Below are 21,675 nucleotides of genomic sequence, written 5' to 3' on the forward strand. Positions count from 1 at the left end.
TTAAACCACTCAAGCAACTGAATTTAAAAATCAATTTTAGAAAATTGTCCAATTGCATTTCGTTTGGTAGGATAGACATGTATCTTCTAATCTGAAACGAAAGGATGAAAAACATCATGAATTCAAACCTCATTTTAGCTTCAGCTTCTCCCCGCAGAAAAGAACTTCTTGAACTACTTCAAATCCCTTTTGAGGTGATCGTAAGTGAAGTTGAGGAAATAGTAGACGAAAAGCTTCATCCTGCAGAAATGGTTCAATCATTAGCACAGCAAAAAGCATTAAGTGTCGCAAAAACAAATCAAACCTCTTTTGTCATTGGTTCAGATACTCTTGTTGTATATGGAGGTCGAATGCTAGGAAAACCAACTAATAAAAGCGAGGCAATTGAAATGCTTCAAATGCTTTCAGGGAATACACATGACGTTTTTACTGGGGTAGCCATTATAAAAGGTGAACAAGTTCACTCCTTTTTTGAGAAAACAAGTGTTACGTTTTTTTCACTTTCAGATAAGGAAATTGTGGATTATGTATCAACAGGTGAGCCAATGGATAAAGCGGGAGCATATGGAATTCAAGGCTATGGGGCATTGTTAGTTGAAGCATTATGGTGATTACTTTCTGTTGTCGGTTTACCTATAGCGCGTACACACAGAGAACTGTTAAATATGGGATTTAAACACTCGTAGTAAAACAGAAAATCATTAATAAAGTGTAACCCAATGACATATCAGGCAAATCAGTTTTAGTAGAATAAAACAGCTACGTAGGTTCATTATATAAATACACATTTCTTTACGAGCAGAAAGGGAAACGAAGGAGGCTAAATGTCAACATCAACCTTTAAAATTCGAGATTTCCCTGAAGACGAGCGTCCTAGAGAACGCTTATTAAATGAAGGACCTGATAAGTTATCAAATCAAGAACTTTTTGCGATTCTACTTCGAACAGGTACAAAAAAAGAATCTGTTTTGGAGTTGTCACAAAATCTCCTTAAACATTTTGAAGGTATAAGAATGTTAAAGGATGCATCTGTAGAAGAGATTACCGCGATATCAGGTATCGGTAATGCAAAGGCGGTACAAATATTAGCAGCTCTCGAACTTGGGAGAAGAATTAATCGACTTACTTATGATGATCGATATGTAATTCGTTCCCCACAGGATGGTGCTAATTATGTGATGGAGGAAATGCGGTTTTTAAGTCAGGAGCATTTTGTCTGCTTGTATTTAAACACGAAAAATCAGGTTATCCATAAACAAACAGTGTTTATAGGCAGTTTAAATGCATCGATCGTCCATCCACGCGAGGTTTTTAAAGAAGCATTTAAACGCTCTGCAGCCTCAATAATCTGTATTCATAACCATCCTTCCGGAGACCCATCTCCAAGTAGAGAGGATATTGAAGTAACTAAGCGGCTAACAGAATGTGGAAAGGTTTTAGGTATAGAACTTTTGGACCATCTTATAATTGGTGAACAAAAATATGTGAGTCTAAAAGAAAAAGGCTACGTCTAATACTTTTTTTTTTGTGTAATTACGATATAATAAGGTTTATGAGTTTTTTTCGGATTAAAAAAGCTCAGTATTAAACTCGGGAAAGATGATGAAGCAGTTTCTTAAAAACTAACCTCATTGATGTAAACCTTAGAACAGTTCAGTTCATTTACTGAAGGTAGTCTAACCCTCAAAATGAAGAAAGTTGTATTCTGTCAATTTTCCTAAAATAATTAAAAAAGTATATATTTCGTTTCAGAAAGGAAGATACACCCTATGTTCGGTATTGGTACAAGAGACCTTGGAATAGATTTAGGGACCGCAAACACACTTGTATTTGTTAAAGGAAGAGGAGTTGTTGTTAGAGAACCCTCTGTTGTTGCCTTACAAACAGATACAAAACAAATAGTTGCTGTCGGTAATGATGCAAAAAACATGATTGGTCGTACGCCGGGAAATATTGTTGCACTACGTCCAATGAAAGATGGAGTTATTGCTGATTATGAAACAACAGCGACAATGATGAAATACTACATTAAACAAGCAACTAAAACAAAAGGTATTTTCTCAAATAAGCCTTATGTTATGGTTTGTGTCCCATCTGGGATTACAGCAGTTGAAGAAAGAGCTGTTATTGATGCTACTAGACAGGCTGGGGCAAGAGATGCTTATACGATTGAAGAACCATTTGCAGCTGCGATTGGTGCGAATTTACCTGTTTGGGAACCAACAGGAAGTATGGTAGTTGATATTGGTGGCGGTACGACAGAGGTGGCAATTATCTCTCTTGGAGGTATTGTTACAAGCCAATCAATTCGCGTAGCTGGTGATGAAATGGACGAGGCTATTATTACATACATTAGAAAAACATATAACTTAATGATCGGTGATCGTACATCTGAAGCAATAAAAATGGAAATCGGTTCAGCTGGTTCTCCTGATGGTGTAGATAATATGGATATTAGAGGTCGAGACCTTTTAACAGGTTTACCTAAAACAATTGAGATTACAGCAGCTGAAATTGCTGAGGCGTTAAAAGATACGGTATACACGATTGTTGATACTGTTAAAAACACGTTAGAAAAAACGCCTCCAGAGCTTGCAGCAGATATCATGGATCGTGGTATTGTTTTAACCGGTGGTGGTGCATTGCTTCGTAATCTTGATAAAGTTATTGGAGAAGAAACGAATATGCCAGTGTTAATTGCGGAGGATCCTTTAGACTGTGTTGCAATCGGAACAGGTAAAGCACTTGAGCATATACACTTATTTAAAAATAAAGCAAGAGATAGTAGATAATTTATGTTTTAGCCTTTGCTTATTGAAGTCTTTTAAATCTTATTAATGTAAGCAAAGGCTATATGTTGAAGTGGAAATTTGAGTTAAGAGGGTGTTCATCATGCCACAGTTTTTCCTAAATAAACGCCTTATCTTGTTGCTAGTTAGTATTATTTTTTTAGTGGCATTGATTGGTTTTTCCTTAAAGGAAGATCGGAAGTTGACTTGGCCTGAGCAATTTTTACAGGATTCAGTAAGTGTTTTTCAATCGATATTTCATAAGCCAGCCTTATATATTTCTGGCTTTTTTGAAAACGTAAGTGACTTAAAAAATACATATGAAGAAAATGAGTTGCTAAAAAGCAGACTTGACGAATATATGCAACTAGAAGCAGATCTTCAAGAGTATAAAGTTGAAAATGAAAAATTATTAACCGAATTAGGTAATGTTGCTAACTTAAGAGAGTACAATCCGATCTTTTCTACTGTTGTTGGTCGTAATCCTGATAGATGGTATGATTACATATCAATTGATAAAGGTGCACAGGATGGAATAGAGCCTAATATGGCTGTTGTAACGGCACAGGGTCTTGTTGGAAAGGTAAAATCCACTTCACAATTTACTTCTACCGTTCAACTGTTGAGTGCAACAGACCTTAAAAATAGAATTTCATCTGAGGTTCAACCGTTAGAATTGAAAGATGATAGTGAAAATAGTGATAAAGAGAACGCGCCAACAGGTGAAAAGGTAATGGGATTAATAGAAGGTTATGACGAGGATAAAGGTGCACTTTTACTTCGTCGGATTAAATCTGATGTTAAGCTTGTTGAAGGACAAAAAGTCATTACATCGGGTAAAGGTGAAGTTTTCCCAGAAGGAATCCTTATCGGTGAAATTATCGAGATTGAGCCAGATTCATATGGGTTAGAACAAATGGCATATGTGAAGCCATCAGCTAATTTTTATGATATAGATCGTGTATGGGTAGCTGAACGTGTTGCTGAATCAGAGGACCCTGTAGACGTGTTAAATGAGGAGGAGGAATCGTGAGACGTTTCATCCTTCCTTTTTTACTCTTCTTTATTTTTATAAGTGAGAGTATCTTCGCTCACTTAGTTCATATTCCATTTGCCTTAGAAGATCAACTATATATACCTCGATTTATGTTAATCGCATGTATTTTCGTGACGGTATACTTAACACGCACACAAGGAATGCTATTTGGAATTGTGTTCGGATTACTCCATGATATTGTTTATATTGAAGTGATCGGAATTTATTTATTTTCATATGGAATCCTAGCTTATTTGATCAATAAAGCAATGAAAGTTCTTCATGGTAATGCTCTAATTGTACTATTTCTGACGATTTTATCGATCGCTGTACTTGAATTTTATGTGTATGGAATGAATTATTTAATAGGGACGACAAAGATGTCATTATATCACTTTACAACCTTAAGGTTATTACCTACGCTTGCTTTAAATTCGGTTGTTGCTATTCTGTTAATCTATCCTATGAAAAAGTTCCTTACGAAAATAAAAATAGATGAATCTGATGATTAGATGGAATAAATAAGAGATGTGCTTTAAAGTTAGGCAATGCTAGCCATGAAAAAAACTAATACTTTATTATCATTTTAAAAAAGGATTTACAGCATTTCTGTCGAATAGTAAAGTCGTTGAGGTGAACGTCATGAAGGTCCAAAAACAACAATATGTTACGATTAAAGGCACAAAAGATGGCTTAACGTTGCATCTCGATGATTCGTGTTCTTTTGATCAATTGCTCCATGAACTCGAGGAAATGCTATCTTTAAAACAATATATACAATCAGGTCCAGTAATTGGTGTAAATGTAAAAGTTGGGAACCGTTTCCTTAATAAGGATCAACGAGTAAAGCTAGAAACAGTAATCAAACAAAATCGTAATCTCATGGTTGAGACAATTGATAGCAATGTGATGACAAAGGATGAGGCGCTTAGGATTAAGAGAGAAACAGAAGTCGTTTCTGTTGCTAAGATTGTTCGTTCTGGTCAAATTTTAAAGGTCAAAGGTGATTTACTGCTTATAGGTGATGTAAATCCAGGTGGAACTGTTATTGCTACTGGCAATATCTTTGTTCTAGGTGCGTTAAGAGGAATTGCACATGCCGGTGCAGATGGTAACGGGCAGGCTGTTATTGCTGCTTCATTATTAAAACCAGCACAGCTTCGCATAAGTGAAATCATAAATCGTGCTCCTGATCATATACCAAATGAAGGTAATGAGATGGAATGTGCTTTTATAAATAGTGACGATGAAATGATTATTGAGCGATTGCAGCAACTTACTCATTTACGACCTAATTTAACAAGGTTTGAAGGGGGAATCTAACTATGGGTGAAGCAATTGTCATTACCTCAGGTAAAGGTGGAGTTGGTAAAACAACAACATCTGCAAATTTAGGGACAGCTTTAGCTATATTGGGCAAACGTGTTTGCTTAGTAGATACAGACATCGGTCTTCGAAACCTAGATGTTGTAATGGGATTAGAAAATCGGATTATTTATGATCTAGTAGACGTAGTTGAAGGGCGCTGTAAAATGCACCAAGCTCTTGTAAAAGATAAACGATTTGAAGATTTATTATATTTATTACCTGCTGCACAAACAAGTGATAAAACAGCAGTGAAACCAGAGCAAATCAAAAAGATAATAGATGAACTAAAACAAGATTATGATTATATTATCATTGATTGCCCAGCAGGAATCGAACAAGGTTACAAAAATGCAGTAGCTGGTGCAGATAAGGCTGTAGTTGTTACAACTCCAGAAATTTCAGCTGTTCGTGATGCGGATCGAATTATTGGTTTACTAGAAAAAGAAGATATTGAGCCTCCGAAATTAGTGATTAATCGTATTCGTAATCATCTAGTTAAAAATGGGGACATGCTAGATGTTGATGAAATCGTTTCACATCTTTCAATTGACCTAATCGGAATCGTTGCTGATGATGATGATGTTATTAAGGCATCTAACAATGGTGAGCCTATTGCAATGGATCCTAATAATCGTGCAGCGATTGCGTATCGTAATATTGCCCGACGTATCCTTGGGGAATCTGTTCCATTACAATCTTTAGATGAGCAAAATAAGGGTGTATTAACAAAGCTGAAAAAGTTTTTTGGAGTACGGGTATAGCTTTGTAAAAATAGATTATTAAATTAAAAGACTAGTGTTTGATTATCGATGTATTTCGTGAAACATCGACTTTCAGCCCACTAGTCTTTTTTGTTTGGTGTCTAGCTCCAGCACCTAGACCCTCTCAGGTCTACAGCCGCTCAGGAATTGAAGACAAAGAACGTCTTCTATTCCTGAGCGCTTTATGCCTGCCTTAGTCTGAACAAGGCGCTTGCGCTTTTCTATATTTTTTAATCATATCCTTTAAGGACAAGGCATAAACTTGTACAAACTGACAAAAGGATTGATGGGGATGAGTCATCGAGCGGATGAAGTGAGGAAAAGAATTGCGAAAAGAAAGCGAGAAAAAGGATTGTCAGAGACACACGAAACATCAAAGCCAACATCTTTGTTTTTAAGTGATGAAGAGAGGTATGGTGTGTATTCTCCACCAACATATGAAGGCGGCCCGAACAAAGGAAACGGAGGTCATCCACTTTTTCGTACAGAAGTATTCATATTCAAAGTATTATTTTCAGCTGTTATCGTGTTAGTGACAGCGATCGTGTTTAAAAATAGTGCACCTATCTTTCAAGATGTGAAGTCAGCCATTACGTATTCCCTAGAGGAAGAATTTCAATTTGCTGCTGTTTCTTCCTGGTATCGAGATCAATTTGGGGAACCACTAGCACTTTTTGAACCTAATGCAAAGGACAACAAGGATTCAGAAGATGCGACTCAAAGTGTCCAATTTGCTGTCCCGGCTAATGGTAAAGTGCTCGAAACGTTTGAAGATAACGGACAAGGGATTATGGTTGAGACTGATCGACCTTCTGTAGAAGCAATGAATGAAGGAATTATTATCGAAGCAGGTGAAAAACCAGATACAGGTCTGACAATTGTTCTTCAGCATGCTGATGGAACTAAATCATGGTATGGAAATTTAGATAAAATTGATGTTGCCCTATATGATTTTGTAGAAAAAGGGAAAGCACTTGGGAAAACGAAATTAAGTGAAAATCAAAAAGGTACTTATTATTTCGCTATTAAAAAGGGTGATGACTTTATTGACCCAATCCAGGTGATCCAATTTGAATAGATATTTCATACTCTTACAAAAAATTCACATTCATCCATTATTATGGGTAATGATTGGAATAAGTATCATTACCGCTAACTTTAAATCATTGTTATTGTTAATGCTGATTGTATTTATACATGAAATGGGCCATGCAACAAGTGCTCATTTTTTTTCTTGGAGAATCAAAGCAATCATGCTTCTCCCATTTGGAGGGGTTGCTGAGGTCGATGAACATGGAAATCGCTCGTTAAAGCAAGAATTGATTGTTGTGTTATCAGGTCCAATACAGCATATTTGGCTTCAAGGTGTAGCTTATCTACTTCAAGCAACCAATCTCGTAAGCTTGGCAGATTATCAATTGTTCACTTTATACAATGTATCTATCCTACTTTTTAATTTGCTCCCAGTCTGGCCGCTAGACGGTGGGAAGCTTTTATTTATCCTCTTTTCACAATATTGGCCATATAAAAAAGCACATTTTTACATGGTAGCGACGTCGATTTTTTTCTTATCTATTTATGTTTTAGCTATTCTGGTCTATTCACCGAACCATCTGAACATGTGGTTTATTACAACCTTTCTTATTTACAGCTTATATCATGAGTATAAAAATCGAATGTATGGTTGCTTGCGATTTTTGATGGAGCGGTATTACGGTAATCAAGATACAATTTATCGGCTAAAGCCGATTGTCGTCGATGAGTCAGAGTTAATCTACCATGTATTACTTCAATTTCAGAGAGGGTGTAAACATTTGATCGTTATCGAGCGAAATGGTGCAAAAGTATCGGAAATGGATGAAAATGAATTACTTCATGCCTATTTTGCTAACAAACTTACTGACTCAAAGGTAGGGGATTTAATGTATGCTTATTGAGTTTTTTAATCCTCAAGGTTTCAGTTTACTACCACTTCTATGATATAGTATACAAAGATATTTTAGGAATTGATAGATAAGTCGAACTAGGGCTTAGCTCCTTGTTCCTTTTCAGAGAAAGAGGAGAAAATAAGTGCGTAAACTGATAATAAATGAAAAAACGAAGGAAGTTCGCTGTGCAGTCTTTGAACATGAGCAGTTATGTGAACTACATCAAACCTATTCCTTTGATAATGAAATTATCGGAAATATATATATTGGTCGTGTAACAAAAGTTCTTCCGGGCATGCAAGCTGCTTTTGTTGATATTGGAATAAATCAAAATGGTTATATACACCGTAATGATTTAATTTCGTTTCAACAGAATGAGAATACAGTCTCTAAACCATCTATCTCCCATTATGTAAGAGAGGGTGAGCAATTGCTCGTTCAAGTAGTAAAAGAGGGGACAGATCAAAAGGGGCCAAAGCTAACAACTAATATCGAGTTTGGAGGAAAGCTTCTCGTTTACATGCCCTACGGTAATTATATAGCTGTATCGAAAAAGCTATCAGATGAAAAAGAGAGAAGTAGATTGTTACATATAGCTAATGAGCTCCAAGAAGAAAAAGAGGGGCTTCTTTTTCGTACAGCTAGCAAGCATAAATCATGGGAAGAGCTTAGTGATGAGTATATTAAGCTAAAAAAGCAGTTTCAATCCATAAAAACAATGTATCGTAAAACTGAATGTGTATTTGAAGCAAAAAGCTTTGTTGAACGCATTTTGAACGAGTTGGCGATTAAACCTGAAGACACAATTATTTGTGATCAAATAGAGCGGGTTCAGGATTTGAAACAGCAATTTCCTACTGCAAAGATTATGTACCATGACCAAAAGGAATCCATTTTTACAACATATAAAATCGAGCAAGAAATTGATAAGCTCTTAAAAAATGTTGTTTGGCTAAAGAATGGCTCCTATATCATTATTGAGCAAACTGAAGCAATGACAATTATTGACGTAAACACGGGAAAATTTTCTGGAAAATTATCTATGCGTGATACAGTGCTAAAGACAAATCAAGTTGCAGCGATAGAAATTGCAAAGCAAATACGCCTAAGAAATGTAAGTGGCATTATTTTAATTGATTTTATCGATATGAAGCATAAAGAAGATCAGAAAATGATAGAAGAAACCGTTATACGTGAGATGAGGAAAGATCGTGTTCAACATAAGGTTATAGGTTTTACAGAACTAAATATTTTGCAAATTACGAGAAAAAAGGTACGTCAACCGATTGAAGCAAGTCTAACTGATCGCTGTCCTACTTGTAATGGAACAGGGCGAATTCCGTCTAAAGAGTCGATTGCATATCAGCTAGAAAGAGAGCTTTGGGAGCACCAATTTATGGATGAAGAAGCAATTTGGATTGAAGCAACAGCTGATGTAATCGAATTATTAAACGGAGGAAACGGCGAACATCTTATACAACTTGAAGAAGCTTTAAAATACAAAATAATCTGTTCAGAATATCTTCATTCTATACCTAGCTACTCTATAAGGCATATTGGTAATGTGAAGACGATTATGGAAAGACTTAAATGAATAAAATAATTGTTGCATATTTCATAGTTATTTGATATTATGTTTAATGTTATGGTTTGTAGCGCACCCGTGCTACAACCGCTCAGAATGAGGTTAAAGCAATGTTTAGATAACATTCACCTTATTTTGGCGAGTCTGAGTTTATAGGAGGTGCAAGGATGTACGCTATTATTGAAACTGGTGGAAAACAAATTAAAGTTGAAGAAGGTCAAGTTATCTACGTTGAGAAGCTTGGTACTGATCAAGGTGAAACTGTTACGTTTGACAAAGTTTTATTTGTAGGTGGAGACAACGTTAAAGTTGGTAGCCCAACTGTTGACGGAGCAACTGTTACTGGTAAGATCGAAAAACACGGTCGTCAAAAGAAAATCACTGTCTTCAAATATAAAGCTAAGAAAAACTATCGTAAAAAACAAGGTCACCGTCAGCCATACACTAAAGTTGTGATTGACAAAATCAACGCGTAAGGCTATTTGAAATGATAAATGCGAAAATTTATCGTTCAAATGAGGGACTTATAACTTCGTTCGTCTTATCTGGACATGCCGAGTTCGATGAACATGGCATGGATATTGTTTGTGCTGGAGCATCTGCTGTTACCTTTGGTGCTGTTAATGCAGTGCTGACTCTAACAGATATTGAGCCACAAATTGATCAAGGTGGAGATGGCGGTTATTTACATGTTAAATTACCTTTAAATCTCGATAAATCAACAAGTGATAAAGTTCAATTATTGTTAGAGGGTATGCTCGTTTCATTACAAACAATTGAAAGAGATTACGGACAATATATTTCAGTAACAATAATGAACTAAACAGGAGGTGAACTTCATGTTAAGATTAGATCTTCAGTTCTTCGCATCTAAGAAGGGGGTAGGGTCGACTAAAAATGGTCGTGACTCTATGTCTAAACGTCTTGGTGCAAAGCGTGCAGATGGACAATTGGTATCTGGTGGTTCAATTCTTTACCGTCAACGTGGTACAAAAATTTACCCAGGTGAAAACGTTGGCCGCGGCGGTGATGATACGTTATACGCAAAAGTTGATGGTGTTGTTAAGTTCGAACGTTTCGGACGCGACCGCAAAAAAGTTAGCGTATATCCAGTAGCACAAGAAGCATAAGTTCATGTGAAAACTCTAACCTAACTTAGGTTAGAGTTTTTTTATTGTAAAGGAAAATATAAAACTCCAGTACTGTGGAAAAGCGCTAGGCATCCAACGTCTAGCCCCTCTTGAGTCTACAGCCACCCATGAATTGAAGGTGAAAAACACCTTCAATTCATTAGCGTCTTATTTGCCCGAGGCTGTTCAAGGCGCTTTCGCTTTTGCGAATTAAAACAGTAATCTATGAATAGCTCTTATGTTCCAACACAATGTTTGTTATAATTCTTATTACAGCGTAAAGTAATTGCTCCTTTATGAAAATTATTTTTTAGTTGAAATAGGAGAAAATAGTATGAAAAATAAATCGAAAAAATGGGATACTGTTGATATATTAAGTCATTCACGACATGATTGGATGAATAAATTACAACTGATTAAAGGTAATCTTTCGTTGCAAAAATATGATCGTGTACATGATTTCATTGAGGAAGTAATCATAGAAGCGCAACAGGAATCTAAACTTTGTAATTTGAAAATGCCCTCGTTTGCTAGTTATCTTATGACATTTAATTGGAGTAACCACCATTTTGTACTTGAATACGAAATTTTAGGAAATGTGTTGTCTTTAGAACCATTTGATGATTCAGTGACCCAATGGAGTAAGAGCTTTTTGGATCAACTAGATAAAGCAGTTGATTTTGCAAGTGAAAATCATTTAAGTATTACAATTGATATAGGTTTAGAAGCTGAAGGAGTTCGTTTCTTTTTTGACTTTAATGGCATAATAAAGGATACAGAACAATTAATTGAGTGGTTAAAAGCTGTTAATCACTCTCAATTGATTGTAAATGAATTTCATGTTAATACATATGAATTAACAACTGTTATTTCACTTGGGATTTAGAACGGAGGAAGACAAATGTTTGTCGATCAGGTCAAGATATATGTAAAAGGTGGAGATGGCGGAAACGGTATGGTTGCGTTCCGTCGTGAAAAGTACGTGCCAAAAGGAGGGCCAGCAGGCGGTGATGGTGGAAATGGTGCTGACGTTATTTTCGAAGTAGAAGAAGGTTTAAGAACGTTAATGGATTTCCGGTATAAGCGCCATTTCAAGGCTCCTCGTGGTGAGCATGGTATGTCTAAAAACCAACATGGTAAAAATTCGCAACCGATGATAGTAAAAGTTCCCCCGGGAACCGTTGTATCGGATGAAGAAACAGGCCAGATTATCGCTGATTTAACTGAGCATGGACAACAAGCAGTTATTGCTAAAGGTGGTCGTGGAGGTCGTGGTAACTCTAGATTTGCGACACCGGCAAATCCTGCTCCTGAGCTTTCTGAAAATGGTGAACCAGGAATAGAGCGAAACGTTATTTTAGAATTAAAAGTATTAGCTGATGTAGGCTTAGTTGGATTCCCAAGCGTTGGTAAATCAACATTATTATCTGTCATTTCTTCAGCAAAACCGAAAATTGCAGAATATCACTTCACTACACTTGTTCCTAATCTAGGAATGGTTGAAACTGAAGATGGAAGAAGTTTTGTAATGGCGGATCTTCCTGGGCTTATTGAAGGTGCACATCAAGGGGTGGGCTTAGGTCATCAATTCCTTAGACATATAGAAAGAACGCGGGTAATCGTTCATGTGATTGATATGTCAGGGTTAGAAGGAAGAGACCCTTACGAGGATTATGTAACAATTAATGCAGAATTAAAGGAATACAATCTGCGTTTAACGGAAAGACCACAGATAATTGTTGCCAATAAAATGGACATGCCAGATTCTGAAGAGAACTTAGCAGGGTTTAAGGAAAAGCTCAAAGATGATCTGAAAATTTTCCCGATTTCTGCCATTACACGAGAAGGTGTACGCGAGCTGTTATTTGAAATTGCCGATGCAATTGAACGTACACCAGAATTCCCGTTATATGAAGAAGAGCCAGCTGAAAACAGAGTTGTGTACGAGTTTAAGAAGGAAGAACCGAACTTCGCCATTACTCGTGATAGTGATGGATCTTATGTGCTTTCAGGTGAAAAGATTGAGAAACTCTTTAAAATGACTGAATTCTCACGTGAGGAATCTGTTCGACGCTTTGCAAGACAACTTCGTGGCCTAGGTGTTGATGAAGCGTTGAGAGAAAGAGGAGCAAAAGACGGAGATATTGTGAAGTTACTTGAATATGAATTTGAGTTTGTTGAATAATTTGAGCACTAAAGTTGTGGTGCTAATGAATAATAAGTTGTGAGAGCTGATCATGAGCTCTCTTTTTTATAGGATTCGTTTAGGTCCAAATGTTAACTTATCCTTGTTTTTGTATTGTTATAAAGCTTGGATAAAAATAAATAAAGAAAAAGGAAGAAATTTAGCTAATATTGTGATAAATTATCTACATTAAGAAAAAAGATGGGAGGGAGTTAATGAAAGACGATACATTTTTTTTAGTTCGAGAAGATATTTTACCTGAAGCAATGAAAAAAACACTTGAAGTAAAGAAGCTAATTGAAAGAGGAAAAGCTGATTCTGTGGCTGAAGCAGTTCAACGTGTCGATATGAGCCGGAGTGCTTTTTATAAGTATCGTGATGCTGTGTTTCCGTTTCATACAATGGTGAAAGAAAAATTAATCACCCTTTTTTTCCATCTTGAAGATCGTAGTGGAACTTTATCTCAATTATTATCAGTAGTGGCAACTGCTGGATGTAACGTTTTAACCATCCATCAAACCATTCCAATCCAGGGCCGTGCAAATGTAACACTATCGCTTAATACGAATGGAATGACAGAGGATATAAACCGATTAATGACCAAACTTCGTAGATTGGAATTTGTCGATAAGGTAGAGATATTAGGTCAAGGGGCATAAGGAGTTGAAGTTAGTTGTCAAACAGGATAGGATTTTTAGGACCGAGAGCAACTTTTACCCATTTTGCTGTTCAATCTTTTTTTGGGGATGAAGTCGAACAGGTACCATATACCACGATTCCACAATGTATTGATGCAGTTGCAGATGGGGAGATTGATTTTGCTGTCGTACCTACCGAAAATGCACTAGAAGGTTCGGTTAATTTAACATTTGATTATTTAATACATGAACAACCATTGTACATAGTTGGTGAGATTGTTTCACCGATTGAACAGCATTTTATGGTACACCCTTCAAGAAAAAATGATTGGGAAAATGTTACTCGCATTTATTCTCATTCACATGCGATTGCACAATGTCATAAGTTTTTGCATCAAACGTTTAAAGGTATTACGTATGATTATGCAACATCAACTGGAGCTGCAGCAAGTTATGTTAGTAATCATCCTGAAGAATCAGTTGCAGCAATTGCGAACAATCTTGCAGCAAAGGAATATGGGTTAGAAATTGTCAAAGCGAATATCCATGATTACCATTATAATCATACAAGATTTGCAATATTACATCCTTCAAATAAGGCAGAATATACTAGCCCATATCTTACTCCTGATAAAGAAAAAACAACGTTAATGGTTACACTGCCATCAGATCAATCTGGGGCTTTACATCAAGTGTTATCTGCTTTTACTTGGCGAAAACTGAATCTCTCAAAAATCGAATCAAGACCGATGAAAACAGGTTTAGGTAACTACTTCTTTATTATTGATATTGATATGTTAGTTGACGAGATATTAATACCAGGGGCGATAGCTGAGCTCGAGGCTTTAGGTTGCAGTGTTAAATTACTTGGTTCTTATGAAGCATATTCAATTAGCCAGCAAATTGAAAAAGAAGTTTGATTTAAAAACAGGTGACTAGGGTAGTATGTCACCTGTTTTCTTTTACCCATTTTTAGTGGAAGTAATCCTAAAAGCAAGAGGAGAAGGTTGAGATTTGGGAAACTGCCTGTTAAGATCGCTTATTCCTTTACTAAGAATCCTTCTTCATCAAGTGCTTTACAAGCAAGATCTATTTTATCAAGAGAATCAGCTTGTAAAGTATGCAAATGTAGACCACCAGTTAACTGTGATAAATATGAGGCATTATAACGATTTATTTTTTTTACAAATTCATTCACATCATTCCGATTTCCTACCATGATTGAAGCGGTTAATTCCCCATATACTTGATGCTCAACAATTACATCCTTAACAACTACACCATGGTCAACAAGTATTGATAATTCTTCTTTTGTTCGTTCAGGTGCATGTTTACAAGCGATAATTCGTTCGACTAATTTAGTTTGATCATGTTGATTGTTTAAAAATACATACCCTTGGCTTGTAGCCATTATTGGATAATTTTTTGCTTTTAACAGTGAAACGTCTTGGACGATTACCTGTCTACTCACATTTGTTGTGCTTGCTAACTCTCCACCTGTAATCGGCTTGTCTGCTTTAGATAGAATATCTAACAAGAGATTTCGTCGCTCTTCACCTAATATTTTTTCAGTCTTCACCGATACCATTCCTTTCTACCTTTGCAAAATTTATGTTTTTAAAAGTTTTCAATGATGTTAATAAGTTGTTTTGCAAATGTCTGAACTTCCTCACTCGATGTTTGAGCACCTAATGATATTCTAATATATTGCTTTGCTTTTTGCTCATCATAACCTAGAGCAAGGATTGTACGAGAAGGTGCTTGCATTCCTACTTGGCATGCACTCCCTGTTGAAATTGCAAAACCGAATCGATTGCATTCTAACATCATATACTGACCTTCAATCCCATCTACAAGCAATGGAAGAATGTTCGGGAGGGTGTTTTCGTTATTCTCATTTAATAGCTTTATTCTATCCTTGCAAGGCTTTAGTGAGTCAACAAAATCTTTTCTAAGTTTTAGATAATGTTCAATGTTCGTATACATGTTAGCTGAAACATCTTTTGCGGCAGTAGCAAATGCAGCTGCACCAGGGACATCAATTGTACCAGGCCGAAAACCTGACTCATGGGTTGTCCCTGGGATAACTGGCTGCCAAAAAACGGATGGATTGATATAGGCCGCTCCAATTCCTTTAGGTCCATAAATTTTATGGCTAGATATTGAAATGGCATCAATATGAATATCCTCTACATTTATTGGAAGCTTCCCGAAGGTTTGAACACAGTCACTGTGGAATAAAATACCTCGTTTTTTTAATAATCGTCCAATTTCCTTGATTGGCTGAACAACTCCAATTTCGGAATTTCCGTGCTGAATCGAGACAAGTCCTGTATTAGATTGTAACTTGCTAGTGATGTCATCCGTTGAAATAAAGCCTTGTTTATTGGGCTCTAAAAAACTAACCTCATAACCCCTAGTTTGAAGACTTTTAAAAAATGTATAAAGTGATGAATGTTCAATTTGTGTTGTAATAATATGGTTATTTTTAAGATCAACACCATTTAACAAGGACTGAACGGCCAATATGTTTGCCTCACTACCACCACTAGTAAAATAAAGACCTTTTTCATTTCCGCAAATCATATCGGTAATTATTTTCCTAGAAGCCTGTAAAGTTCTTGCTGCCATTCCGCCAATATCATGTAAACTACTACTATTTCCAAATGCACTTTTAGCAGCCTTCATATATATAGTTAGGGCATTTTCACTCATTGGTGTAGTTGCTGCATAATCTAGGTAGATCACTGATTTCACCTCTAGTTTTCTCAAACTCTATGAGAATGTTAGTAAAAAACTCTTGTCATTATTTTAAATCTATGTAAATATAGGTGTCAAGACAGGTGTAAATTTACAGGAGGGTACTATGCTATGCCTCAAACAGATGTCATTATAATCGGTAGTGGGATTGCCGCCCTTTCTGCAGCATACCACTTACGACATAAACAAGTAACAATTATTACGAAATCTTCGTGGAAAAAAAGCAATTCAATGCTTGCACAAGGTGGAATAGCCGCTGCAGTTCACACGAAGGATTCATGGAAAAATCATTATGAAGATACGTTAGTTGCGGGTTGTTATCATAATGATTCAAAAAATGTGGAACATCTTGTCCAAGATGGTCCAACTGAAATCCTTGAATGGTGTCAAAGAGGAATGACCTTTGATTGCGATTTAAATGGACAATTTCTTCTTGGGAAAGAAGGAGCACATAGTCAGCACCGAATCATTCATGCTGGTGGCGATGCTACTGGAAGAGAAGTAACCCAGTTTTTATATCAGACGATTTTACCAATGGTAACATTGATTGAGAATGAAATGGCAACAGATTTGATTGTAAAAAATAGTGTTTGCTTAGGTGTTGCTACAAAGAGTGCAAATGGAAAAATGAAAAGATATTTGGCAAGTAAAATAATTATAGCTAGCGGTGGGTGTGGTGCTGTGTATGGCCATACATCAAACGCAGATATCATAACAGGTGATGGAATTGCCATGGCTTATAGAGCAGGTGCAAAAATTGCTGATATGGAATTTATTCAATTCCACCCGACAATGCTCAATATTAATGGACGTTGTGTTGGTCTCGTTTCGGAAGCAGTACGTGGTGAGGGTGCTTTATTAATAAATCAAAATGGTGAGACATTCATGGGTAAGATTCATCCTCAAGGTGATTTAGCACCAAGAGATGTAGTTTCTAGAGCAATTTATTATGAAATGAAAAAAGGGAATGATGTGTTCCTTGATATATCTAATATTTCTAATTTTTCAACAAGATTCCCGACTATTTCTAAATTGTGTGAGCAATATAGGATTAATTTAGACGAAGGAATGATTCCAGTCGCCCCTGGTATGCACTTTTTAATGGGAGGGATTCAGACGAATGATAAAGGTGAGACAAATATCCTCAATCTCTTTGCAGTAGGTGAAGCGGCATGTACAGGTGTGCATGGTGCTAATCGACTTGCTAGTAACTCGCTATTAGAGGGACTTGTTTTTGGGAAAAGAGTAGCGAATCATCTATTGTCTTTACCATTCGAGCAACCGGATAGAAGTGTTGATGTTTTTACGAATACCACTGCAGCAGATGAATTCATCGAATTACCGACAAAAAAACAGATTCAAGAAATCATGACTAACTATGTTGGAATTCAAAGAACGGAAGCTGAGTTAACCTTTGCAGTAAATTGGTTTAAGTTTTATCAAAATCAATTCACTTTTTGGGTTTTTAATGTGAAGAATTTCACAACTGAGCAAATTGAAATCATCAATATGTTAACAATAGGCTGGCTAATTTCAACCTCTGCATTTAATCGTACAGAAAGTAGAGGGGGACATTATCGCTTAGATTTCCCTGAAACAAATGATAAATACTGGCGACAAAAGCAGCTTATACGAATGAAAGATGAAATGTATGTGGGGGTATAGAGAATGAACGTGATTAAATTAAAAAAGAAATTAGAAGAATTTTTTCTAGAAGACTTAGGAGAATTAGACGTTACAAGTCAAACGGTATTTGGTGCTAATGCACGCGGAGAAGCTGTTATTATTGCTAAGGAAGATGGGATTTTGGCAGGTGTTGACGTTATAACTACTGGTTATTCCTTATTCGATCAAAAGGTGGATGTGGCCCTAAAAAGGAAAGATGGAGACGCACTTAAGCAGGGTGATATCATTGCAGAACTTGAGGGACCTGTTGCCACTATTCTTAGTGGGGAACGAGTCATTCTAAATTTACTTCAGCGTATGAGTGGGATTGCGACATTGACAAATAAAACTGTACATCTTTTACAATCAGATCATACGAGAATTTGCGATACAAGGAAAACTTCACCAGGATTGAGAATGTTTGAAAAATACGCTGTCCGTTGTGGTGGAGGCTTTAATCATCGTTTTGGCTTATATGATGGTGTGATGATAAAGGACAATCATATAGCATTTGCAGGTTCCATTTTAAAAGCAGTTAAAGAGGTTAGGGCTAAAACAGGTCATATGGTCAAAATTGAAGTAGAAATAGAGAACGAAAAGCAGCTTCTAGAGGCAATTGAAGCTGGAGCTGATGTGATTATGTTTGACAACCGATCTCCAGAAGAGGTTGCAAAATTCGCTGAGCTCACACCAAAACATATTGTAACAGAAGCATCTGGGGGTATAGGTATGCATAATTTAGCAGATTACCGTAATACCAATGTTGATTATATTTCATTAGGAATGTTAACACATTCATACAAATCTTTGGATATAAGTTTAAATGTAAAATAGGGGGCTTGAAAATGGAATTATTAGATATTCTTGAGCACGATAAAAAAGAAATGATGCCAGAATCCTATAAATCACTTTCAACTGAAGAAATGGAGCAGCGTGTACGAGAAATAAAAGAGAAATTTGGTACGAAGCTTTATATTCCAGGACATCACTACCAAAAGGATGAGGTTGTTCAATTCTCAGATGTGACAGGTGATTCATTACAACTTGCACAAGCTGCAGCAGCAAATAAAGAGGCAGAATATATCGTTTTTTGCGGTGTCCATTTTATGGCAGAAACAGCAGACATGTTAACAACTGAAAGCCAAAAGGTCCTGCTTCCTGATATGAGAGCAGGTTGTTCGATGGCTGATATGGCTGATATTGATCAAACTGATCGTGCTTGGGGAAAACTCCAAAACCTATTTGGTGATACGATTCTGCCTTTAACATATGTAAATTCAACGGCAGCAATTAAAGCGTTCGTTGGAAAAAATGGAGGAGCAACTGTTACTTCCTCGAATGCTAAAAAAATGTTACAGTGGGCATTTACTCAAAAGGAAAGAATATTATTTTTACCAGATCAGCATTTAGGCAGAAATACGGCCTTCGATCTTGGAATCCCCCTAGATAAAATGGCAATATGGAATCCAATCACAAATGAATTGGAGTTTAATGGAAATGTTGAAGATGTCATTGTCATCCTTTGGAAGGGACATTGCTCCGTACATGAAAATTTCACTGTTGCAAATATTGAACATTTACGAAAAACTGAGCCAGATATGAATATTATTGTCCATCCAGAATGCAGCAGAGAAGTGGTTGAACACTCAGATTTTGCCGGTTCCACAAAATATATTATTGACATGATTGAAGCAGCTGAACCTGGTACAAAATGGGCTATCGGAACTGAAATGAACCTAGTAAATAGATTAATTCAACAAAACCAGGATAAAGAAATTGTTTCATTGAACCCATATATGTGTCCATGTTTAACAATGAATCGTATCGATTTACCACATCTTTTATGGGCTCTTGAAAGCATAGAAAAAGGTGAAGTCACAAATCAGATTATTGTACCAGAACATATCACAAAGGATGCTGTATTAGCATTGGATCGAATGCTGGCAAATGTTTGATCATTTTAAAATTGAACTAATAACAAAAAGGAACTAACAATTTATTGTTGGTTCCTTTTTGTATTGTACATAAATAAGAGTTAGCCAACATATGTATTTAAGTGAGATGTTAGGTTTATCCAATTTTTAATACGAGTTTAATCATAATTTTGATTTTTTCTTCATAAATTGTGATGAAGAATAATGACATCATGCTCATCGTTTATAACAGGGGAAACATAATCTTTCACATAGATGAATCGATTATGTTCAGTAACCCATCAGTTATGAAACGTTTTCTGATGGTAGATCTATTTTTAAGCTTAGGAGGGAAATCATTGAAAATTCATATTGTTCAAAAGGGCGATACTCTTTGGAAGATTGCTAAGAAATATGGGGTTGATTTCGAACAATTAAAAGGGATGAACACACAATTAAGCAATCCAGATTTAATTATGCCAGGAATGAAAATTAAAGTACCTTCTGGAAATGTTGCGGTCAAAAAAGAAGCTCCAATAAAGAAAGAAATGCCAAAAGCAGAACACCCATTTGCAAAAGAAAAACCAAAAGAGGTTTTAGGAGTAGAAGATACAGCACCGAAGGAACCAATTTCAGAAAAACCTTCAAAACCTTATATACCACCTGTACCTAATGTTCAGCATCCGGTATACACTGGGGTGGATATGAATAATTATTATACGGTGAATATGGCGATGATGCCACAAATGGCGAACCCACAACTACCGCCAAAACCAGAAAATGTATTGCCAGACATTACAAAAGATGTAGAGGATATGTATAAGGTACCTGCTAAAGAACAGCCACATTACGAATTACCAGAACAACAAGAGGAGGCTTCAAAAGATATGGCAAACATGCCAAATGTACCAAATATGCCGAATATGCAAATGCCTGCATATACATCACCAGCGATGCATCAACCGCAATATTTAGCTCCACAACACATGGTACCTGTTTCACCTGTATTACCTGGGTATGGTTTCTGTCCACCGATGCCTTATCAGCCGATGGCAATGCCATATGGGTATGGACATGGGCCAGCAATGCCACATCAGCCATACCCTGCAGCAGTAAGCCCTGCTGAATATGATGACGATGATGATGATGAACAAGGTCCACATTCACCAAATATGACGTACCCACATGCAGTTGCTCCAGCACATTACGGACCAGGATTCCCAGTTAATCCATATGCAGGTGTTCCAGTGTCACCAGTATTACCTGGATACGGATTTAATCCAAATCAAGTTTTAGGTGCATATGGTGAAGCACCAGATGATGATGATGATTTTGATTATGAACATTCACCAAATATGCCATATCCACAGGCAGTTGCACCAGCCTATACACAGAATGATTGTGGTTGTGGAGGAGCAACACCTTATGTAAATCCTTATCAAGGTTATCCATATCAACATGGTGTTAATTATGGCTATCCAATGCAACAACAATTTGGTGGCTATCCAATGCAACAACAATTTGGTGGTTATCCGATGCAACAACAATTTGGCGGTTATCCAACACAACAGCCATTTATGGCCCCGCAAGGCTATAATCCTAATGGTTTCAATCCTGGACAGATGCAACCCGGACAGATGCAAATGGCACCAGGTGGTCAAATGTTTGATATGCCTAATTATGATGAACGAGAAGATGACCAGGATTAATAATCACAACAAAGCAGAGGTGACATACCCTCTGCTTTATTTTGTTATAAGCTCTCATATTTATGTAATTTACGAAAAAACCTTTAAAAGATATTGACCAAAAATTAAAGGTGTTACCGTTAACTAACAGTTTGTTATTCCTCCCTATGGTGCAAGCTACTTAATGAGCAAAAGTTATTGCTCTTTTTGAAAGTACCTACTGGGGGGT

Annotated in this window: 22 protein-coding genes, 1 pseudogene and 1 other annotated feature; of the genes and pseudogenes, 21 read left to right on the plus strand and 2 right to left on the minus strand. The window is 36.5% G+C overall.

The features are described 5' to 3' along the window. Window positions 1-116 precede the first annotated feature (116 nt). The 17 genes and pseudogenes from WCV66_RS11140 to pheA all read left to right on the plus strand — a co-directional run bounded on the left by WCV66_RS11140 (window position 117) and on the right by pheA (window position 14,340). Window positions 117-686, plus strand: a pseudogene (locus tag WCV66_RS11140) (Maf family protein). 138 nt (window positions 687-824) lie between these two features. Further along, entirely contained in the window at window positions 825-1,514 is a 690-nt protein-coding gene (gene radC / locus WCV66_RS11145) for a RadC family protein (protein ID WP_066334298.1), read from the plus strand. A gap of 255 nt (window positions 1,515-1,769) precedes the next feature. Continuing rightward, window positions 1,770-2,792: a rod shape-determining protein gene (locus tag WCV66_RS11150; protein ID WP_066334300.1), complete on the plus strand. Its 1,023-nt coding sequence runs from the start codon at window positions 1,770-1,772 to the stop codon at window positions 2,790-2,792. Between the two features lie 100 nt (window positions 2,793-2,892). After that, on the plus strand, window positions 2,893-3,822 hold the full coding sequence (gene mreC, locus WCV66_RS11155) for a rod shape-determining protein MreC (protein ID WP_338788992.1): 930 nt from the start codon (window positions 2,893-2,895) through the stop codon (window positions 3,820-3,822). Next, window positions 3,819-4,337: a rod shape-determining protein MreD gene (mreD, locus tag WCV66_RS11160; RefSeq protein ID WP_066334305.1), complete on the plus strand. Its 519-nt coding sequence runs from the start codon at window positions 3,819-3,821 to the stop codon at window positions 4,335-4,337. The genes mreC and mreD overlap by 4 nt, the downstream gene beginning before the upstream one ends. 130 nt (window positions 4,338-4,467) lie before the next feature. After that, entirely contained in the window at window positions 4,468-5,148 is a 681-nt protein-coding gene (gene minC, locus WCV66_RS11165; RefSeq protein WP_066334308.1) for a septum site-determining protein MinC, read from the plus strand. A 2-nt stretch (window positions 5,149-5,150) separates the two neighbouring features. After that, complete coding sequence (gene minD / locus WCV66_RS11170) at window positions 5,151-5,954, plus strand: septum site-determining protein MinD (protein ID WP_066334311.1); 804 nt, start codon at window positions 5,151-5,153, stop codon at window positions 5,952-5,954. 292 nt (window positions 5,955-6,246) lie between these two features. Then, window positions 6,247-7,032 carry a M23 family metallopeptidase gene (locus tag WCV66_RS11175; RefSeq protein WP_338788993.1) on the plus strand — a complete coding sequence of 262 codons (786 nt, stop codon included), beginning with the start codon at window positions 6,247-6,249 and terminating at the stop codon, window positions 7,030-7,032. Continuing rightward, a complete protein-coding gene (locus WCV66_RS11180) occupies window positions 7,025-7,891 on the plus strand; it encodes a M50 family metallopeptidase (RefSeq protein ID WP_338788994.1) in 867 nt (288 codons plus the stop codon). Before WCV66_RS11175 ends, WCV66_RS11180 begins: the two co-directional genes overlap by 8 nt. A gap of 133 nt (window positions 7,892-8,024) precedes the next feature. Further along, window positions 8,025-9,476 (plus strand): Rne/Rng family ribonuclease, encoded by a 1,452-nt coding sequence (locus WCV66_RS11185; RefSeq protein WP_338788995.1) that lies wholly within the window; start codon window positions 8,025-8,027, stop codon window positions 9,474-9,476. 66 nt (window positions 9,477-9,542) lie between these two features. Further along, window positions 9,543-9,623 (plus strand) — a sequence feature (ribosomal protein L21 leader region). An 11-nt stretch (window positions 9,624-9,634) separates the two neighbouring features. Beyond that, complete coding sequence (gene rplU / locus WCV66_RS11190) at window positions 9,635-9,943, plus strand: 50S ribosomal protein L21 (protein WP_066334322.1); 309 nt, start codon at window positions 9,635-9,637, stop codon at window positions 9,941-9,943. A gap of 11 nt (window positions 9,944-9,954) precedes the next feature. Then, complete coding sequence (locus WCV66_RS11195) at window positions 9,955-10,290, plus strand: ribosomal-processing cysteine protease Prp (RefSeq protein WP_338788996.1); 336 nt, start codon at window positions 9,955-9,957, stop codon at window positions 10,288-10,290. 16 nt (window positions 10,291-10,306) lie between these two features. Next, on the plus strand, window positions 10,307-10,597 hold the full coding sequence (gene rpmA, locus WCV66_RS11200; RefSeq protein WP_066334328.1) for a 50S ribosomal protein L27: 291 nt from the start codon (window positions 10,307-10,309) through the stop codon (window positions 10,595-10,597). A gap of 334 nt (window positions 10,598-10,931) precedes the next feature. Then, on the plus strand, window positions 10,932-11,483 hold the full coding sequence (locus tag WCV66_RS11205; protein ID WP_338788997.1) for a sporulation initiation phosphotransferase B: 552 nt from the start codon (window positions 10,932-10,934) through the stop codon (window positions 11,481-11,483). A 15-nt stretch (window positions 11,484-11,498) separates the two neighbouring features. Further along, window positions 11,499-12,782, plus strand: a complete 1,284-nt coding sequence (gene obgE / locus WCV66_RS11210) for a GTPase ObgE (RefSeq protein WP_338788998.1) — start codon at window positions 11,499-11,501, stop codon at window positions 12,780-12,782. 215 nt (window positions 12,783-12,997) lie between these two features. Beyond that, window positions 12,998-13,441, plus strand: a complete 444-nt coding sequence (locus WCV66_RS11215; protein ID WP_066334341.1) for an ACT domain-containing protein — start codon at window positions 12,998-13,000, stop codon at window positions 13,439-13,441. 14 nt (window positions 13,442-13,455) lie between these two features. Continuing rightward, a complete protein-coding gene (pheA, locus tag WCV66_RS11220) occupies window positions 13,456-14,340 on the plus strand; it encodes a prephenate dehydratase (RefSeq protein ID WP_066334343.1) in 885 nt (294 codons plus the stop codon). A gap of 119 nt (window positions 14,341-14,459) precedes the next feature. Here pheA and WCV66_RS11225 read toward each other — a convergent pair whose 3' ends face one another. Both WCV66_RS11225 and WCV66_RS11230 read right to left on the minus strand, forming a co-directional pair. After that, complete coding sequence (locus WCV66_RS11225) at window positions 14,460-14,999, minus strand: transcription repressor NadR (RefSeq protein ID WP_413789643.1); 540 nt, start codon at window positions 14,997-14,999, stop codon at window positions 14,460-14,462. Between the two features lie 38 nt (window positions 15,000-15,037). After that, complete coding sequence (locus WCV66_RS11230; protein ID WP_413789665.1) at window positions 15,038-16,135, minus strand: IscS subfamily cysteine desulfurase; 1,098 nt, start codon at window positions 16,133-16,135, stop codon at window positions 15,038-15,040. Window positions 16,136-16,291: 156 nt separating this feature from the next. On the opposite strand from WCV66_RS11230, the gene nadB reads away from it, so the two are divergent. The 4 genes from nadB (at window position 16,292) to safA (ending at window position 21,467) form a co-directional block, all read left to right on the plus strand. Further along, a complete protein-coding gene (gene nadB / locus WCV66_RS11235) occupies window positions 16,292-17,845 on the plus strand; it encodes an L-aspartate oxidase (protein WP_338789001.1) in 1,554 nt (517 codons plus the stop codon). Window positions 17,846-17,848: 3 nt separating this feature from the next. Then, window positions 17,849-18,679, plus strand: coding sequence for a carboxylating nicotinate-nucleotide diphosphorylase (gene nadC, locus WCV66_RS11240; RefSeq protein WP_338789002.1), 831 nt, complete (start codon window positions 17,849-17,851; stop codon window positions 18,677-18,679). A gap of 11 nt (window positions 18,680-18,690) precedes the next feature. Then, window positions 18,691-19,800, plus strand: coding sequence for a quinolinate synthase NadA (nadA, locus tag WCV66_RS11245; RefSeq protein ID WP_338789003.1), 1,110 nt, complete (start codon window positions 18,691-18,693; stop codon window positions 19,798-19,800). A 317-nt stretch (window positions 19,801-20,117) separates the two neighbouring features. Beyond that, a complete protein-coding gene (safA, locus tag WCV66_RS11250) occupies window positions 20,118-21,467 on the plus strand; it encodes a SafA/ExsA family spore coat assembly protein (protein ID WP_338789004.1) in 1,350 nt (449 codons plus the stop codon). Window positions 21,468-21,675 lie beyond the last annotated feature (208 nt).

This window comes from Metabacillus rhizosphaerae, from assembly GCF_037201795.1.
Lineage (GTDB): Bacteria > Bacillota > Bacilli > Bacillales > Bacillaceae > Metabacillus > Metabacillus rhizosphaerae.

Coding starts and splice junctions, on each gene's coding strand:
- WCV66_RS11205 (WP_338788997.1), top strand. CDS start 10,932: ATGAAAAATAAATCGAAAAAATGGGATACTGTTGATATATTAAGTCAT.
- mreC (WP_338788992.1), top strand. CDS start 2,893: ATGCCACAGTTTTTCCTAAATAAACGCCTTATCTTGTTGCTAGTTAGT.
- nadA (WP_338789003.1), top strand. CDS start 18,691: ATGGAATTATTAGATATTCTTGAGCACGATAAAAAAGAAATGATGCCA.
- WCV66_RS11195 (WP_338788996.1), top strand. CDS start 9,955: ATGATAAATGCGAAAATTTATCGTTCAAATGAGGGACTTATAACTTCG.
- WCV66_RS11150 (WP_066334300.1), top strand. CDS start 1,770: ATGTTCGGTATTGGTACAAGAGACCTTGGAATAGATTTAGGGACCGCA.
- radC (WP_066334298.1), top strand. CDS start 825: ATGTCAACATCAACCTTTAAAATTCGAGATTTCCCTGAAGACGAGCGT.
- WCV66_RS11175 (WP_338788993.1), top strand. CDS start 6,247: ATGAGTCATCGAGCGGATGAAGTGAGGAAAAGAATTGCGAAAAGAAAG.
- nadC (WP_338789002.1), top strand. CDS start 17,849: ATGAACGTGATTAAATTAAAAAAGAAATTAGAAGAATTTTTTCTAGAA.
- WCV66_RS11215 (WP_066334341.1), top strand. CDS start 12,998: ATGAAAGACGATACATTTTTTTTAGTTCGAGAAGATATTTTACCTGAA.
- nadB (WP_338789001.1), top strand. CDS start 16,292: ATGCCTCAAACAGATGTCATTATAATCGGTAGTGGGATTGCCGCCCTT.
- minD (WP_066334311.1), top strand. CDS start 5,151: ATGGGTGAAGCAATTGTCATTACCTCAGGTAAAGGTGGAGTTGGTAAA.
- WCV66_RS11230 (WP_413789665.1), bottom strand. CDS start 16,135: ATGAGTGAAAATGCCCTAACTATATATATGAAGGCTGCTAAAAGTGCA.
- obgE (WP_338788998.1), top strand. CDS start 11,499: ATGTTTGTCGATCAGGTCAAGATATATGTAAAAGGTGGAGATGGCGGA.
- minC (WP_066334308.1), top strand. CDS start 4,468: ATGAAGGTCCAAAAACAACAATATGTTACGATTAAAGGCACAAAAGAT.
- rplU (WP_066334322.1), top strand. CDS start 9,635: ATGTACGCTATTATTGAAACTGGTGGAAAACAAATTAAAGTTGAAGAA.
- rpmA (WP_066334328.1), top strand. CDS start 10,307: ATGTTAAGATTAGATCTTCAGTTCTTCGCATCTAAGAAGGGGGTAGGG.